The organism is Rhizobacter sp. P2_D12 (assembly GCF_056404395.1).
Genome location: NZ_JBFUEB010000004.1, coordinates 36,484 through 53,231, shown reverse-complemented (window position 1 = coordinate 53,231; position 16,748 = coordinate 36,484). Strand labels below are relative to the sequence as shown.

The following is a 16,748-nucleotide window of genomic DNA, read 5'->3' as shown; positions in this document are numbered from 1 at the left end:
GTCAGGCCGGCAAGGGGCAACGGAAAAGGGGTCAGCTGCCGGCCGCGCCGAGGAAGCAGCACAGGCTCGCCACCACGGTCAGGCGGAAGCGCAGCGTCAGCCACGCGCCGACACCCTGCGACGGGTAGACGCGGCGGTCGACCAGGTAGCACGCGACCAGCATCGCGCCATGCACCACCAGCCCCGCGTACGGCGGCATCACGACGGCGATCCAGGCCACGAGCGGCGGCACCACGCCCCAGGCGAACAGCGCCGGCGACGGCAGCTTCTGGCGGAATGCCAGGCCCCAGTGGATGCCGCCGAGCAGCGACAGCGTCACCGCGGCATAGCCCGACAGCACGTGCGGCACGTAGACGCCGGCCTCGGGCAGCACCAGCCACACCAGCGCGGCGCCGAGCACGAAGGGCAGCAGCCCGAGGTAGCCCAGCCGCAGCGCAACCGGGTTGGGCGAGAAGTTGGCGGTCGCCCCGGCGAGTGCGGCCGGCATCACTTGCTGCTGGCGATCAGCTGCTTCTCGATCTGCTCCAGCGGCATCGCGCCGGGGAAGCGGGTGCCGTCGGCGAAGATCACCGCGGGCGTGCCGTTGATGCGGTACTTGCGGCCCATCGCCAGGTTGCGCTCCATCGGCGTCTCGCAGGCGCCCATGGTGCGCGCCGGCTGCTCGTTGCGCAGCATCCAGCCCAGCCAGGCCTTGCTCGAATCCTTGGCGCACCAGATGTCGCGCGACTTCTGCGGCGAATCGCCGCCCAGCACCGGGTACAGGAAGGTGTAGACGGTCACGTCCTTGAGCTTCTGCAGGTCGGCCTCGAAGCGGCGGCAGTAGCCGCAGTTCGGGTCGGCGAACACCGCGATGCGGCGCGCGCCAGTGCCGCTCTTCCAGACGATCGCGTCCTTCAGCGGCAGCGTCTTGAAGTCGATCGCCGTCAGCTTGTTGATGCGCGCCTCGGTGAGGTTGGTGCGCGACTTGGTCTCGATCAGCGAGCCTTCGATCAGGTAGGCGCCCTGCTCGTCGGTGTAGAGGATCTCGGTGCCCATGCGGATCTCGTAGACGCCCGGGATCGCCGTCTTGCTGACCTCGTCGATGGCCGGGAAGTTGGGCAGGCGCTCGGCCAGGTTCTTGCGGATCTGGGCCTCGTCGGCATGCGCCAGCGGCGCCCAGGAGACGGTGGCGAGCGCCGCCAGGGCGAGCCAGGAACGCAGTCGGAGGGTGAGCAGGGTGGACATGGAACGGGCTTTCAGGAATCCAGCGCCCGGGCGGTCAGCCAGCGCTTGAGGGGGGACAGGTGGTTGACGAGAGTCATGCCGCGGTTGCGGAGTTCCCGCGCCGCGGCCTGGTCCGTGGAGAATAGCCGCCACAGCCCGCCGGTGAGCTGGCCCATGGCCTGCGTCGGCAGAAGTCGTGAGCGTTCGTAACGGCGCAGCAGCTTCGGATCGGACAGCGCGCGCCAGGGTTCGCGCTCGGCCAGCACGCGCGCCAGCGCGGCGACGTCGGCCAGGCCCAGGTTGAGCCCCTGCCCGGCCAGCGGGTGCACCACGTGCGCCGCATCGCCCAGCAGCACCCAGCCCGGGCCGCACCAGGCAGTGGCACGGGCCTGCATCAGCGGCCAGCCGGCGCGGTCGGAAGCCAGCGACACGTGTCCGCAGGCATCGCCCACGGCCTCGTTCAGCGCCTGCTCGAAGGCCGGCGCGTCGAGCGCCAGCAGCGCTTGCGCCCGCGCCTCGGGCAGCGACCACACCAGTGCGTACGAGCACCCGGCCTGCGGCGTGTCGAACGGCAGCAGCGCCAGGATGTCGGGCGCGCGGAACCACTGGCGGGCCACGTGCCGGTGCGGCCGGTCGGCCACCAGGCGGGCCGCGATCGCACGCTGGCCATAGTCCTGGCGATCGAACGCCACGCCGAGCGCGGCGCGCGTGGCCGAGGCCTTGCCCTCGCACAGCGCAGTCAGCGGTGCGTCGACCTCGGCATCGGGCGGCAGCAGCTCGACGTGCGGCGCATAGCGCACCGCGGTGGCAAGCGCGCGTTCCAGCGCCGCGGCGTCGGTGATGACCGCCAGCTCGGCCACGTGCTGCTGCCAGGCCGAGAACTCGAGCGCCGCACCGGGGGCGTCGCCCTCGACGCGCATCTCGTGCACCGGAGTGGCGGCGCCGGCCGGCAGCGCCTCCCAGACCTTCAGCCCCTGCAGCAGCGCGACCGACGCGGCGTTCAGCGCATAGGCCCGCACATCCTCGCCGGCGGCGGGCGCGGCATCGGGCACCAGGGCCACGCGCAGCCCTTGCCGCGCCAGGGTCAAGGCGAGGGCCTGGCCGACGATGCCGGCACCGCGGACACGGAGATCGAAGCGTTTCATGAGGTTTCATTGTAGGGATCGGCACCATCCCAGTGCCCATGAAGGCAGAATCGGTGCCCCCACGCTGTGGCAGCCGCGATGAAACCCTGGATCCGAAAACTCTTGTTGGCCCTGGCCGTGCTGGTGCTGTTGATCGGCGCCGTGCTGGCCTGGCTGGTCGCCACCTTCGATCCGAACGCCTACAAGGGCGTCGCGATCGACTGGATGAAAACCCACCGCGAGCGCACGCTCGCGATCGACGGGCCGATCAAGCTGTCGATCTTCCCGCGCCTGGCGGTGCAGGTATCGGCCGTCAAGCTCAGCGAGAAGGGGCGCGCCGACGAGTTCGCCGCGCTGGACGAGGCCTCGCTGTCGGTGGCGGTGCTGCCGCTGCTGAGCAGGCAGGTGGTGGTCGACCAGGTCAGCGCCCGCGGGCTGCGCCTGGTGTACCGCCGCGACGCGCAGGGCAAGAGCAACATCGACGACCTGCTGGCCGGCGACGCGCCGCCGCCCGGCGCCGCGGCCAGCCAGCCGGCGCCGTCGTCGTCGGGCGCCCCGCTGCGTTTCGACATCAGCGGCGTGCAGCTCGACGACCTGCGGCTGAGCCTGCGCGACGAGCGCGACCAGCTGTCCGGCGAGGTGACGCTGAACTCGCTGCACACCGGCCGGCTGGCCGACCAGGTCGAGTCGCCGGTGAAGCTGAAGGCCGAGCTGGCGCTGAAGGCGCCGGCCGTCAAGGGCACGCTGACCGGCGAGACGAAGCTGACGCTGCTGCTCGCGCAGCACGGCGTGAAGCTGCGCGACATGCAGCTCGGCTGGCAGGGCGATGCCTTCGGCGTGCAGGCGATGGACCTGAAGATCCAGGGCGCCCTCGGCTACGACGGCGAGCGCGGCACCGTCGACGCGCAGGACCTGGACCTCGGCCTCGGCGCCACGCTCGGTTCGCTGAAGCTGGCCGACAGCCGGGTGCAGATCAAGCGCTTCGCCTACGACCCGGCCGGGCGCAGCATCGCGCTCGCGCAGCTGCAGGTCAAGCTGGCCGGCACGCAGGGCGGCCAGCCGCTGTCGGCCGCGCTCGACTGGCCCGAGCTGAACGTGAAGGGCGAGGCGCTGACCGGCAGCGCGCTGAGCGGCAAGCTGTCGCTGGGCGGCCCGACCGCGGTCGACGCGAGCTTCAAGACGGCAGCCCCCAGCGGCAGCTTCGACCAGGTCAAGGTGCCCGGCTTCGACGCCACGCTGAAGGGCAGCATGAAGGGCACCAGCGGCCAACGGGAACTGGCCGGCACGGTGCGTTCCGACCTGGTGCTGCAGCCGGCCAGGAGCGCCTTTGCCCTCGACGCGCTGGTGGCGCAGCTGAAGATCCAGGAGCCGTCGCTGCAGCCGCTGATGCTGGACATGCGCGGCAAGGCCGATGCGTCGCCGCAATCGGCGCACTGGTCGCTGGCCGGGCAGATCAACGCCAACCCGTTCCGCAGCGAAGGCAACCTGACGCTGGCCGGCACGCCGATCACCGTGAAGGCCTCGGCCAACTTCGACGCGCTCGACCTGAACCGGCTGCTGCCGCCGTCGTCCACCGCGCCCGCACCGGCCCCGGCGGCCGGCGACAAGCCGCCGCCCGACACGCCGGTCGACCTGTCGCCGCTGCGCGCGGTGCAGGGCGAGTTCAGCCTGCACATCGGCAGCTTCGCCTACCAGACCTACCGCGTCAGCGACGCCGCCTTCGAGGCCTCGCTGCAGGGCGGCATGCTGCGGGTGAGCAAGCTCTATGGCAAGACCTGGGGCGGCGTGCTCGACGCGACCGCCTTCGCCGATGCGCGCGCCAGCCGGGTCGCGATCAAGGCCACCGCCAACGGCGTCAACGTCAACGCGCTGCTGAAGGACGTGGCGAAGAAGGACATCCTCGAAGGCACCGGCCGCGTCGCGATGGACGTCGAGAGCGCCGGGCGCAGCGTCAACGAGCTGAAGGCGCGCCTGAAGGGCACGGCCGCGCTGCAGCTGCGCGACGGCGCGATCAAGGGCGTCAACCTCGCGAAGAGCCTGCGCCAGGCCAAGGCCGCTCTGTCGATGAAGCAGGACACGGCGCAGAAATCGAGCCAGGCCGAGAAGACCGATTTCTCGGAGATGACGGCCAGCTTCGTGATCGCCGACGGCATCGCGCGCAACTCCGACCTGGATGCGAAGAGCCCGTTCCTGCGCCTGGGCGGCGCGGGCGCGCTCGACATCGGCCGCGGCCGCATCGACTACACCGCCCGGGCGACGGTGGCCAACACCACCAAGGGCCAGGACGGTGCCGACCTGGCGGCGCTGAAGGGCGTCACGGTGCCGGTGCAGCTGACCGGCCCGTTCGACGCGATGGACTGGCGCATCCAGTGGTCGCAGATCGCGGCCCAGGCGCTGAAGAACGAGGTTGCCGGCAGGGCCGAGGACAAGCTGCGCGAGAAGCTGGGCCTGCCGTCGGCGGCCAGCGGCGCCGCCTCGGGGGCCAAGGCATCCGCCAAGGACCAGTTGAAGGACAAGCTGAAGGGACTGTTCAAGTGAGCGACTCGATGGAGGAGAGCGGCGACGTGGCGCTGACGCTGCGCAGCGTCCACGTCTACCCGGTGAAGAGCTGTGCCGGCGTCACGCTCGAGGAATCGCTGCTGATCGAGACCGGTCTCGAGTTCGACCGCGCGTGGATGGTGGTCGATGCCGCCGGCCGCTTCGTCAGCCAGCGCGAGCTGCCGCGCATGGCGCTGGTCCACACGACGCTGAAGCACACAGAGCTGGTGCTGCGCGCGCCCGGCATGCTGGCGCTGCACCTGGCGTTGGACGCGGTCGAGGGCCCGACGCAGGTGACGGTGTGGAACGACACCGTGGCCGCCTACGACATGGGCGACCTGGCGGCGCAGTGGTTCAGCGATTTCCTCGGGCCGGCCCGCGAGGGCGTGAAGTTCCCGCTGCGCCTGGCGCGCTTCGACCCCGAGCAGAAGCGCCTGTCGAACAAGCAGTGGACCGGCGAGCTCGACGCCGAGAACGCGTTCAGCGACGGCTACCCGCTGCTGGTGATCTCGCAGGCCTCGCTGGACGCATTGAACGAGCGCCTGGCGCGCAAGGGCGTGCCGGCCGCGACGATGGCGCGCTTCCGGCCCAACCTGGTGCTGGACGGGCTGGATGCGCACGGCGAGGACTTCCTCGACGAGATCCGCTTCGAGACCACCGACGGCCCGGTGCGGCTGCGCCTGGTCAAGCCCTGCCCGCGCTGCCCGATCCCGAACGTCGACCCGGCCACCGGCGAGCCGGGGCACGAGCCGGGCGACACGCTGTCGACCTACCGCGCCGACGACCGCGTCGGCGGTGCGGTGAGCTTCGGCATGAACGCGGTGATCGTCGAGGGCGTGGAGTGCGGGCTGCGCGCCGGGCTGGCGGGCACCGCGAGCATCCGCTTCTGATGCCCGGCGGCATGCGCGGCCTGCGCAGCTGGCAGCTGTTCGCGATCTGCGTGCTCACCTGGGGCACGACCTGGCATGCGATCACCTACCAGGTGGGCGTGACGACGCCCGAGTTCGGCGTCGCGCTGCGCTTTGCGCTGGCCGGCGCGGTGGTGCTGGGCTTCAGCGCCTGGCGCGGGCTGCCGCTGCGTTTCTCGCTGCGCCAACACGGCTGGTTCGCGCTGCAGGGCGTGTTCCTGTATGGCGTGTCCTACCTGTGCGTGTACCACGCCGAGGTGCTGCTGCCGTCGGGCATCGTCGCGGTCGGCTATTCGGCGTCGCCGCTGATCAACGGGCTGGGCGCGCGGGCGTTGTTCGGCACCGCCATCACGCCGCGCTTCATCGCCGGCGGGCTGCTCGGGCTGGCCGGCGTGGCGCTGGTGTTCTGGCCCGAGTTCGGCCGCACGCGCGATGCGGCCAGCACCGCGCTCGGCGCGCTGTTCACGGTCGGCGCGGTGCTGTTGTCCAGCGTCGGGAGCCTGAGCGCCAGCCGCAACGGCGTGCGCGGCCTGCCGTTCTGGCCCGCGCTCGGTTTCGGCATGCTGTACGGCGCGACCGCCTGTTTCATCGTCGTGCTGGCCGACGGCCAGCCGCTCGCGCTGCCGGCGATCGCGTCGTGGTGGGTCGCGCTGCTGTACCTGGCGCTGGCCGGTTCGGTGCTGACGTTCGCCTGCTTCCTGACGCTGATGCAGCGGCTGGGCCCGGGCCCGTCGGGCACGATCGGCGTGATGACGCCGCTGCTGGCACTGGTGGTGTCGACGGTGTTCGAGCACTACCAGCCGGACGCGCTGACGGCGCTCGGCGCGCTGCTGGCCGTGGCCGGCAACGTGCTGGTGCTGCGGCGCGGTGCCGGGCTCAGCCCTTCGCCTCGGGGCGCTGCGCCGGCAACGGAATGAACTCGGTCTCGCCGGGCACGCCGGCAAAGCGCTGCGCGGCCCAGTCGTCGGCCGCTTCGGCGATGCGGTCCTTGCGGCTGGAAACGAAGTTCCACCACATGAAGCGGTGACCGAGCGGCTCGCCGCCGATCAGCATCACGCGTGCGCCCTGCGGCGCGGCGATCGTCGGCTGCGCGCCTTCGGGCAGCACCACCATCACGCCCGGCTCGATCGCCTGGCCGTCGAGCGCGAAGCCGTGGTCGACGCCGTACAGCGCACGCTGCTGCGCGGCGGCCGGCACCTGCAGCGTGGCGCCGGGCGGCAGTTGCAGGTCGGCGTAGAGCGTGGGCGACAGCGTCGGCGTCGGCGACGCGGCCCCGAAGGCGCTGCCGATCAGCACCCGCACCTCGACCGCGCCGACCTTCAGCGACGGGATCGCCGCGGCGGCGGTGTGCGAGAAGCTCGGCGCATCCTCCTCGTGCTCGGTGGGCAGCGCGGCCCACAGCTGCAGGCCGTGGCTGCGGCGCGGCAGCGCGCGCAGGTCGTCGGGCGTGCGCTCGGAATGCACGATGCCGCGCCCCGAGGTCATCCAGTTGATCGCGCCCGGCTCGATGCGCTGCACGATGCCGGTGCTGTCGCGGTGCTGCATCGCGCCTTCGAACAGGTAGGTGACGGTGGCCAGGCCGATGTGCGGGTGCGGGCGCACGTCGTGGTTGTCGCTCGGCTGGGCGGTGATCGGCCCGAAGTGGTCGAAGAACAGGAACGGCCCGACGGCCTGCTGGCGCGACGACGGCAGCAGGCGCCGCACCGTGAAGCCGCCGCCGAGGTCCTTGGTGTGCGAAGTCAGCTGCAGGAGTTCGAGCATCGGGGGCCTCTCGAGGGGTTGAGCGGCGAGTGTAGGCCGAGCGTCTAAAATTCGCCTTTCTCCCCGGTTCTTCCCTCTCGACCCCGAAAGCCCTTTCCATGAGCCTCAAATGCGGCATCGTGGGCCTGCCGAACGTCGGCAAGTCCACCCTCTTCAACGCGCTGACGAAAGCCGGGATCGCGGCCGAGAACTACCCGTTCTGCACCATCGAGCCGAACGTCGGCGTGGTCGAGCTGCCCGATCCTCGGCTGCAGGCGCTGGCGGGCATCGTCAAGCCCGAGCGCATCGTGCCGGCGATCGTCGAGTTCGTCGACATCGCCGGGCTGGTGGCCGGCGCCTCGAAGGGCGAGGGCCTGGGCAACCAGTTCCTGGCCCACATCCGCGAGACCGACGCGATCGTCAACGTGGTGCGCTGCTTCGACGACGAGAACGTGATCCACGTGGCCGGCAAGGTCGACCCGATCTCCGACATCGAGGTGATCCAGACCGAGCTGTGCCTGGCCGACCTGGCGACGGTGGAGAAGACGCTGCAGCGCTCGATCAAGGCCGCCAAGTCCGGCAACGACAAGGAAGCCGCCAAGCTGGTGGACGTGCTGCAGAAGTGCGCCGCCGCGCTGAACGAGGCGAAGCCGGTGCGCGGCATCGCGTTCACCAAGGAAGAGCTGGTGGTGCTGAAGCCGCTGTGCCTGATCACCGCCAAGCCGGCGATGTTCGTCGGCAACGTCGACGAGGGCGGCTTCGAGAACAACCCCTACCTCGACAAGCTGCGCGCCTATGCCGAAGGCCAGAAGGCGCCGGTGGTGGCGATCTGCGCGAAGACCGAGGCCGAGCTGGCCGACATGCCGGACGACGACCGGCTGATGTTCCTGCAGGAGATGGGGCAGACCGAGCCGGGCCTGAACCGGCTGATCCGCGCCGCCTTCGGCCTGCTGGGGCTGCAGACCTATTTCACCGCTGGCGTGAAGGAAGTGCGCGCCTGGACCATCCACATCGGCGACACCGCACCGCAGGCGGCCGGCGTGATCCACACCGATTTCGAACGCGGCTTCATCCGCGCGCAGACCATCGGCTTCGACGACTTCATCGCCTTCAAGGGCGAGCAGGGGGCGAAGGACGCCGGGAAGATGCGGGCCGAAGGCAAGGAGTACGTGGTGAAGGATGGGGACGTGATGAACTTCCTGTTCAACGTCTGACCCGGCACGGCCCTACTCCGCCCCCGCCTCCCACGGCGCCGTCTTCATCCACCGGCGCCACAGCCCCGGCTTCTGCCGCTGCTGCGCCAGCGTCGTCAACTGCCGCAGCCTGGCCCCACTCCCCGGCCGCATGCGCGCGAGGTGGGCCACCAGTGCGTCCACCAGCGCCTGCGGCGTGTCGCGCCGGTCTTCCGGCAGGTGCGCCACCACCGCATGCAGCTGCAGCGTCTCGTGCCCCGGCAGTTCGCCGGTGTAGTGCTGGGCCTGGTGGATGATGCGGTGCACGATCATCAGCACCTCGCCCGGGTTGGCCACGCCGTCCAGCAGCGCCACCACGCGCTGCTCGTTGAAGCGCACCATCACGTCCGACGCCCGCATGCCCTGCYGCRCCTGGCGCCCGGCCAGCAGCAGCGCCTGCTCGGCGACGGTCGCGCCCTGGCGCAGCCGGATGTCGCGCAGGTTCACCACCTCGAACATCACGACGGCGCTGCGGATGCCGTGCCGCTGGCTGCGGAACTTCATCTGCGCCAGGCGCGGCAGCAGGTCCTTCGGGCGCAGCAGCCCGGTCACCGGGTCGTACTGGTTGGCCTCGCGCAGCCGCGCCGACACCACGTCGTGGTCGCGCCGCAGCAGCGACATCGCGAACAGCAGCATCGGCAGGTCGACCGCGCTCGCGAACAGCAGCCCGTACTGCGCGAACAGCCCGCTCGGCACGACGCCGAAGCTCTTCAGCAGCGGCAGCGCCGCACCGGCCCCGAGGATGATCTGCCCGGCCGCCATCCAGCGCACGTGCGGCAGCTGCCAGCGCAGCGAACGCAGCAGCAGGCCGCCCCCCACCAGCATCGCCAGCGCGCCATACGAGCGGGTCAGGAACCAGCGCTCGCCGAGGTCGAGGAACGGGTACGCAACCCCCAGCGCCAGCGCGAGGCCCATGCACAGCCACACCAGCGCACGTTCGAGCGGACCGATCACCGCCTGCGGCACGGCCGAACGCAGGAAGGCCAGCCCCACCGTGCCCAGCAGCACCGGGCTGAGCATCAGGAAGGCCGCGCTCAGCGTCGGCTCGTCGCCGAGCGGCGTCTGGTGCAGGAGCCCGCTCAGGCAGGCCAGCGTCAGGATCATCGCGACCAGGTAGGCGCTGCACCAGCCCAGCGTCACGTCGCGGTGGATCGCCGCCTGCACGCCGACGTACAACAGCGCCAGCAGCGCCAGCCCGAAGTACGCGCCGATGAACAGCTGGGTCGCGCCCTGGCTTTGCAGCAGGTCGCGCGGACTGCGCAGCAGCGGCGCACCGCCCAGCGCCGCCGGGTGCTCCAGCCGCAGCAGCCAGGCGGTCGGCCGGGCCGCGTCGGCATGCAGCTGGAACACCGGCAGCGAGCCGCGCAGCGGCCACCGCGAGATCGGCGTCAGCACGCCGGTCGACTGCGGCGGCCCGATCCGCCCATCGGGCCCGACCGGGAACAGCTCGGCGCGCAGCAGCGTCGCGTGCGGCAGTTCGAGGAAGCCGTCGGCCTCGCTGCCGGCGCCGGCCTGCACGCTGAATCGCACCCAGGTGACGGCCGGCCAGCGGGCGCCGAACACCTCGTCCTCGGGCAACGCCTGCCAGCCGGCGTGCTCGGCCAGCACCGCCTGCGGCTCCTGGCGGCCGGTGGCGTCGATGCGGAACTCGGCCCCCTCGGCCAGGCTGCGTGCCGGGCCCGGCACGCCCAGCTGCAACGGCGGCGCCGCCCCCACCCACAACGGGGTGGCGGCCAGCAGCAGGCACAGCAGCAGGCGACGCAGGAACTCTGGCAAATCGGGACCCGGTAAGGCACGGCAGCGGCCGGACCAGCAGGGTGGGCTGGACCGGCGCGGGCCGCATTCTGGCGTTGTTATCGTCAGGATTCGCCCCATGCAACACAAGGGAAACCGACTGTTACGCTCTGCGTTTCCCTGCCGCGTCTCCCAACCGATACTTTGTTGCGACCATGAGCCCAGCCAACGCCCCCAACCTCGCCCTCTCCCCCATCGTTGCCGGCGCCTGGCGCATGGCCGACTGGGGCTGGGACGCCGCGAAACGCCTGCACTGGATCGAGCAGTGCATGGAGCTCGGCGTCACCAGCTTCGACCATGCCGACATCTACGGCGGCTACCAGGTCGAGACCCTGTTCGGGCAGGCGCTGGCGCTGAAGCCGTCGCTGCGCCAGCACATGCAGCTGGTCAGCAAGTGCGGCATCAAGCTGGTCGGCCAGGCGCGCCCGGAACACCGCATCAAGCAGTACGACACCTCGGCGGCGCACATCACGCACAGCGTCGAGAACTCGCTGCGCGCATTGCAGACCGACCACCTCGACCTGCTGCTGATCCACCGCCCCGATGCGCTGATGGACGCCGACGAGGTGGCCGAGGCCTTCGCGGCGCTGCGCCTGGCCGGCAAGGTGCGGGCCTTCGGCGTCTCGAATTTCACGCCGGCGCAGTTCGAGCTGCTGAACAGCCGCATCGCGCTCGCGACCAACCAGGTCGAGCTGCACCCGCTGCACCTCGACCCGCTGCACGACGGCACGCTCGACCAGTGCCAGCAACTGCGCCTGCGGCCGATGATCTGGTCGCCGCTGGCCGGTGGCCGGCTGCTGACCGGCGGCGACGAGCGCACGCGCCGCGTGCAGGCGGTGCTGAACAGCGTCGCGCAGCGCCACGGCGTCAGCGCCGCGACCGTCGCCTATGCCTGGCTGCTGCGCCACCCGACCCGCCCGCATCCGCTGACCGGCTCGCAGCGCCTCGATGCCGTGCGCGAAGCGCTGGCGGCGCTGCAGCTGAAGATGGACTCGGCCACCTGGACCGAGATCTGGCAGGCCGGCAGCGGTCATGAAGTAGCTTGAGCGGGGTTCCCCAGGTGGTAGGCTCGCGCTGCCGCACCCCACCTCGCCCACCATCGACTCGATGACGCCAGCGTCGCCCCGCCTTACGCCCCACTGGTCGGTCGCCCTGGCGGGCACGGCCATCGCGTATGCGGTTGTCGGCTGGGCCGCACTGTGGCTGGCGATCCCGCCCAGCCTCGCCTCGCCGCTCTACCCCTCGGCCGGCATCGCGCTCGCGTGCGTGCTGGTCTACGGCTGGCGCGTGCTGCCCGGCGTCGCGCTCGGCGCCTTCGGCGTCAACCTGGCGCTGAGCCTCGAGCGCGGCGGGCCCAGCCTGGCCGGCGTGCTGGTCCCGGCCGCCATCGCGGCCGGCGCCACGCTGCAGGCCGCGCTCGGTGCCGCGCTGGTGCGCCGCTTCGTGCCGCAGCCCGCGACGCTGGGCGAACCGCGCGACATCGCGGTGTTCTTCGGGCTCGGGGCGCTGGTCGCGACCCTCGCCAGCTGCAGCGTCGCGACGCTCGCGATCTGGCTGGCCGGCCAGCAGCCGCTGGGCGACCTGGCCTTCAGCTGGTGGACCTGGTGGGCCGGCGACGCGCTGGGCGTGCTGATCGGCACGCCGGTCGCGCTGACGCTGATCGGCCTGCCGCGCACCGAATGGCAGGCGCGGCGCAGCACGGTCGGCCTGACGCTGGCGGTCGCGACGGTGCTGATGGCACTCGGCGTGCGCCAGGTCGCGCAGTGGGAAGACGCGCGCGTGCAGGCCGCCTTCGAGCGCGACGCGGTGCATGCGTCGTCCAACCTGGCGGCCCAGCTGCAGTACCCGCTGCATGCGCTCGAGGCGCTGCGCGGCGTGATGATCTCGTCGGAGGACGTCACGCGCGAAGAGATGCACCGCGCCGCGGCGGCATGGCTCGAGATCGGCGGCCACCTGCAGGCGCTCGGCTGGACCGAGCTGATGCCGCGCTCGCAGGTGCCTGCGTTCGAGGCCCGCGTGCGCGCCGCCGGGCTGCCCGGCTACCACGTGTTCGACCGCTTCGATTCCGGCTACACGCCGTCGCCCGACGACACCGTCGCGGCGATCCGCTACATCGAGCCGCAGGCGCCGAACGCCGCCGCGCTCGGCGTCAACACGCGCTCGATCGCGGCCGCCCGCGTGGCCATCGATTCGTCGGTGCGCACCGACCGGCCGGCCGCGAGCGCGGGCTTCCGCATCACGCAGGACAGCAACGGCAACCAGACCGGCGTGGTGATCTACCAGGCGATCTACAACGGCGCACCCACCACCGTCAGCGACCGCGTGGCGGCCGCGCGCGGCGTGGTCTTCGTCACGCTGCGCATGGGCGATGCGCTGCAGGCCTTCCGCAGCATGCTGCCGCACTACCTGGACGTCTGCATCGTCGACACCGACCCGATCGCCGAACGGCGGCGGCTGGCCGGGCCCACGGGCTGCGAGACGCAGTCGGCCGAGCTGGTGCACGTGCGCGCGCTGGCCTTCGCCGGGCGCCAATGGGACCTGCGCGTCACCTCGTCGCGCAGCGCGGTGCCGCACGTGCGCGAGCGCAACGCGCTGCTGTTCTCGCTGGTCGGGCTGCTGGCCACCTCGATGCTGGGCGCGCTGATGCTCACCGTGACCGGCCGCACCCGGCGCATCGAGGCGGCCGTCAGCGACCGCACCGCGGCGCTGCAGCGCGAGATCGCCGAGCGCCAGCGCACCGAGGCCGACCTGCGCGAGAGCGAGCAGCGCTTCCGCAACATCCTGAACCACGTGCCGATCGGCGTCGTCTACACCGACCTGCACGGCAACGTGAAGCAGGTCAATCCGCAGTACTGCAACCTGACCGGCTACAGCGCCGATGCGCTGGTCGACATGAACGTCGCCGCGCTGACCCACCCGGACGACCGTGCGCAGGACCTGGAGATGAGCAGCCAGCTGCTGCGCGGCGAGATCCCGATGTACCGGCGCCAGGGCCGCTACGTGACCCGCGACGGGCGCCAGGTGTGGGTGCAGACCATCGTGACGCTGCTGCGCGACCTGCAGGGCCAGCCGCGGCGCATCGTCGGCGTGGTGGAAGACATCACCGAGCACCTGCGGCTGGCCGAGGCCGAGCGCGCACGCGAGGTGGCCGAAGCGGCCAACCGCGCGAAGAGCGACTTCCTGTCGCGCATGAGCCACGAGCTGCGCACGCCGCTGAACGCGATGCTCGGCTTCGCGCAGCTGCTGGAGCTGGACCAGAACCACCCGCTGCCGCTCGCGCAGCGGCCGTGGGTGACGCAGATCCAGAGCGCCGGCTGGCACCTGCTGGACATGATCAACGACGTGCTCGACCTGTCGCGCATCGAATCGGGCACGCTGAACCTGCAGGCCGAGACGCTGGACCTGCGCGACGCGGTGACGGCAGCGCTGGCGCTGGTCGAGCAGGATGCGCGGCGGCGCGGCATCATCATCAGCCAGGAACTCGCCGACAACGCCGCGCGCGTGACCGGCGACGCGACACGGGTCAAGCAGGTCCTGATCAACCTGCTGAGCAATGCGGTGAAGTACAACACCGAGGGCGGGCGCATCCACGTGGCGTCGCGCCGCAGCGCCGCGGGCAGCCAGCGCGACAGCGTCGAGCTGACCATCACCGACACCGGGCTGGGCATGACGCCGCAGCAGCTGTCGCAGCTGTTCCAGCCCTTCAACCGGCTCGGGCGCGAGCGTTCGTCGCTCGAAGGCACCGGCATCGGCCTGGTGATCAGCCAGCGGCTGGCCGAGCTGATGGGCGGCTCGGTGCGCGCGCGCAGCACGGCCGGCGAGGGCTCGTCGTTCATCCTGACGCTGCCGCGCGCCAACCCGGGCGACAGCGCGCCGGTCGGGCTGGACGAGATCGCGCCCGAGACCGGCAGCTACCACCAGCGCATCGTGCACTACGTCGAGGACAACGAGACCAACGTCGAGGTGATGCGCGGCATCCTGGCGCGCCGGCCGCAGGTGCAGTTCGACGTGTCGGTGACCGGGCTGGACGGGCTGGCCGCGATCCGCGCGCGGCGCCCCGACCTGATCCTGCTCGACATGCACCTGCCCGACATCGACGGCATGGAGCTGCTGCGCCACCTGAAGGCCGACCCCGGCACGGCCTCGATCCCGGTGGTCGTGGTGTCGGCCGACGCGCTGGCCAGCCAGATCGAGACCGCGCTGGCGGCCGGCGCGCGGCAGTACCTGACCAAGCCGGTCAGCGTGAGCCAGCTGCTCGGCGTCGTCGATGCAGTGTTGGACGACGCCGAAACGCGGTTTGGTTAGAAGCCCTGGGCCAGGCCCGAGTTGCGGCGCGGGTCATTGGCGCCGTAGAACCTGTTCTTGCCCACCGGCTTGCCGCCCAGCGACGGCGCCCCCACCAGGATTGCCGCCACGTGGTTGGCCGGCTGCGGGTTGCCCAGCTTGTGGCCCATGTCGACCAGGATCTTGCGGGTGTCGGGGCTCAGCGCGTTGACCTCGACGTTGGTCGTCTCCGGCAGCCACTGCTGGTGGAAGCGCGGCGCGTCGACCGCCTCCTGCACGTTCATGCCGTAGTCGATCACGTTCAGGATGGTGTGCACCACCACCGTGATGATGCGGCTGCCGCCGGGCGTGCCAACCACCATCACCGGCTTGCCGTCGCGCGAGACGATGGTCGGGCTCATCGAGCTCAGCGGGCGCTTGCCCGGGGCGATCGCGTTCGCCTCGCCCTGCACCAGGCCGTACATGTTGGGCACGCCGATCTTGGCGGTGAAGTCGTCCATCTCGTCGTTCAGGATCACGCCGGTCTTCGCGGCCGTGACCTTGGCGCCGAACCAGTCGTTCAGCGTGTAGGTCACCGACACCGCGTTGCCGTCCTTGTCGACGATCGAGTAGTGCGTGGTGTTGCTGCCTTCATGCGGCTCGACGCCCGGCTTGATGTCCTGCGAGACGCCGGCCTTGGCCGGGTCGATCGCCGCGCGGATCTTGCCGGCATAGCCCTTGTCGAGCAGCCGGTCGAGCGGGTTCTTGACGAAATCCGGGTCGCCCAGGTAGCTGTTGCGGTCGACGTAGGCGTGGCGCATCGCCTCGATCTGGTAATGCACCGATTGCGCCGAGCGGAAGCCCAGGTCCTTCAGCGGGTAGCCCTCGAGCACGTTCAGGATCTCGCAGATCACGACCCCGCCCGAGCTGGGCGGCGGGGCGGAAACGATGTGGTAGCCGCGGTAGTCGCATTCGACCGGCGCGAGCTCGCGGGTCTTGTACTGGTCGAGGTCGGCCTGCGTGAGGATGCCCTTGCCGGACTGGCTCGACGCGACGATGGCCGCGCCCACCGATCCCTGGTAGAAGCCGGCCTCGCCCTTCTGCGAGATCAGCCGCAGCGTCTTCGCCAGGTCCTTCTGCACCAGCTTCTGGCCGGGCGCGAAGGGCTGGCCCTTGTTCAGGAAGATCGCGCCGGACACCGGGTCCTTGCGGAAGTCCTCGGTCGCCGTCAGCAGCATGTCGACGTCGCCCTGGTCGAGCGTGAAGCCCTTGTCGGCGAAGGTGATGGCCGGGGCGATCAGCTGGGCGCGCTTCATCGTGCCGTACTTGGCGCGCGCCATCTCCAGGCCCGACACCGTGCCCGGCACGCCGACCGCCAGGTGGCCGGTGGTGCTCAGGCCCTTGACGACGTTGCCCGAGGCATCGAGGTACATGTTGGGCGTGGCGGCCAGCGGCGCCTTCTCGCGGAAGTCGAGGAAGGTCTTGCGGCCGTCGGCCAGCTGGATCGTCATGAAGCCGCCGCCGCCCAGGTTGCCGGCCGCGGGATACACCACCGCCAGCGCGTAACCCACCGCGACGGCCGCGTCGACCGCGTTGCCGCCCTTCTTCAGCACGTCGACCCCGACCTGGGTGGCCAAGCGCTGGGCCGTGACCACCATGCCGTTCTCGGCGGCGGCCGGCGCGATGGACGCCGCATGCACCGTCCAGCAACAGACAGTGACGGCGGTGGCAACGAAACTCTTCAGCAAGGGACGGGTCTGCATCGTGAAGTTCTCCTCGAAGGCACACAGGGTGGAACTGCGCAGGATAGTCCCAAAACCTTGCTGCCAGTGAGGCCGGGAACACGATTTGCCGCTTCGTTGTTGCAAGTATTTACTCACATAGAAGTCTGACGGATGTCTCCATCCGCGCCGTCAGCACTCTTTGTGGTCGAGTGCTAATATCAA

The 16,748-nt window shown here is 71.0% G+C and carries 12 protein-coding genes; 6 read left to right on the top strand and 6 right to left on the bottom strand.

Features of this window, described 5'->3' with window-relative positions:
• Positions 1 to 31 precede the first annotated feature (31 nt).
• The 3 genes from AC1DYN_RS02240 to AC1DYN_RS02230 are packed head-to-tail and all read right to left on the bottom strand — an operon-like array spanning position 32 to position 2,348.
• Positions 32 to 487 carry a DUF3429 domain-containing protein gene (locus tag AC1DYN_RS02240; RefSeq protein ID WP_477957469.1) on the bottom strand — a complete coding sequence of 152 codons (456 nt, stop codon included), beginning with the start codon at positions 485 to 487 and terminating at the stop codon, positions 32 to 34.
• Entirely contained in the window at positions 487 to 1,224 is a 738-nt protein-coding gene (locus tag AC1DYN_RS02235; RefSeq protein WP_477957468.1) for a DsbC family protein, read from the bottom strand. Before AC1DYN_RS02235 ends, AC1DYN_RS02240 begins: the two co-directional genes overlap by 1 nt.
• Before the next feature lie 11 nt (positions 1,225 to 1,235).
• Positions 1,236 to 2,348 (bottom strand): FAD-dependent monooxygenase, encoded by a 1,113-nt coding sequence (locus AC1DYN_RS02230; RefSeq protein ID WP_477957467.1) that lies wholly within the window; start codon positions 2,346 to 2,348, stop codon positions 1,236 to 1,238.
• Between the two features lie 78 nt (positions 2,349 to 2,426).
• On the opposite strand from AC1DYN_RS02230, the gene AC1DYN_RS02225 reads away from it, so the two are divergent.
• From AC1DYN_RS02225 to AC1DYN_RS02215, 3 genes are read left to right on the top strand one after another with little or no spacing between them, the layout of a single operon-like run.
• Positions 2,427 to 4,865, top strand: coding sequence for an AsmA family protein (locus tag AC1DYN_RS02225; RefSeq protein WP_477957466.1), 2,439 nt, complete (start codon positions 2,427 to 2,429; stop codon positions 4,863 to 4,865).
• An 8-nt stretch (positions 4,866 to 4,873) separates the two neighbouring features.
• Positions 4,874 to 5,755, top strand: coding sequence for an MOSC domain-containing protein (locus AC1DYN_RS02220; protein ID WP_477957530.1), 882 nt, complete (start codon positions 4,874 to 4,876; stop codon positions 5,753 to 5,755).
• Entirely contained in the window at positions 5,755 to 6,690 is a 936-nt protein-coding gene (locus AC1DYN_RS02215) for a DMT family transporter (RefSeq protein WP_477957465.1), read from the top strand. Before AC1DYN_RS02220 ends, AC1DYN_RS02215 begins: the two co-directional genes overlap by 1 nt.
• On the opposite strand, the gene AC1DYN_RS02210 is transcribed toward AC1DYN_RS02215, so the two are convergent.
• On the bottom strand, positions 6,650 to 7,534 hold the full coding sequence (locus AC1DYN_RS02210) for a pirin family protein (RefSeq protein WP_477957464.1): 885 nt from the start codon (positions 7,532 to 7,534) through the stop codon (positions 6,650 to 6,652). The two genes, AC1DYN_RS02215 and AC1DYN_RS02210, sit on opposite strands and share 41 nt — an antisense overlap.
• Before the next feature lie 98 nt (positions 7,535 to 7,632).
• Between AC1DYN_RS02210 and ychF the strand changes: the two genes are divergently transcribed.
• The gene (gene ychF, locus AC1DYN_RS02205) at positions 7,633 to 8,727 is read left to right on the top strand and encodes a redox-regulated ATPase YchF (protein ID WP_477957463.1); all 1,095 of its coding nucleotides are present in this window, start codon (positions 7,633 to 7,635) and stop codon (positions 8,725 to 8,727) included.
• A 12-nt stretch (positions 8,728 to 8,739) separates the two neighbouring features.
• On the opposite strand, the gene AC1DYN_RS02200 is transcribed toward ychF, so the two are convergent.
• On the bottom strand, positions 8,740 to 10,521 hold the full coding sequence (locus AC1DYN_RS02200; protein ID WP_477957462.1) for a sensor domain-containing diguanylate cyclase: 1,782 nt from the start codon (positions 10,519 to 10,521) through the stop codon (positions 8,740 to 8,742).
• A 173-nt stretch (positions 10,522 to 10,694) separates the two neighbouring features.
• On the opposite strand from AC1DYN_RS02200, the gene AC1DYN_RS02195 reads away from it, so the two are divergent.
• Entirely contained in the window at positions 10,695 to 11,585 is an 891-nt protein-coding gene (locus tag AC1DYN_RS02195) for an aldo/keto reductase (protein ID WP_477957461.1), read from the top strand.
• Positions 11,586 to 11,646: 61 nt separating this feature from the next.
• The gene (locus AC1DYN_RS02190) at positions 11,647 to 14,844 is read left to right on the top strand and encodes a CHASE domain-containing protein (RefSeq protein WP_477957460.1); all 3,198 of its coding nucleotides are present in this window, start codon (positions 11,647 to 11,649) and stop codon (positions 14,842 to 14,844) included.
• Here AC1DYN_RS02190 and ggt read toward each other — a convergent pair.
• Positions 14,841 to 16,565 carry a gamma-glutamyltransferase gene (gene ggt, locus AC1DYN_RS02185; protein WP_477957459.1) on the bottom strand — a complete coding sequence of 575 codons (1,725 nt, stop codon included), beginning with the start codon at positions 16,563 to 16,565 and terminating at the stop codon, positions 14,841 to 14,843. The two genes, AC1DYN_RS02190 and ggt, sit on opposite strands and share 4 nt — an antisense overlap.
• Between the last annotated feature and the right edge of the window lie 183 nt (positions 16,566 to 16,748).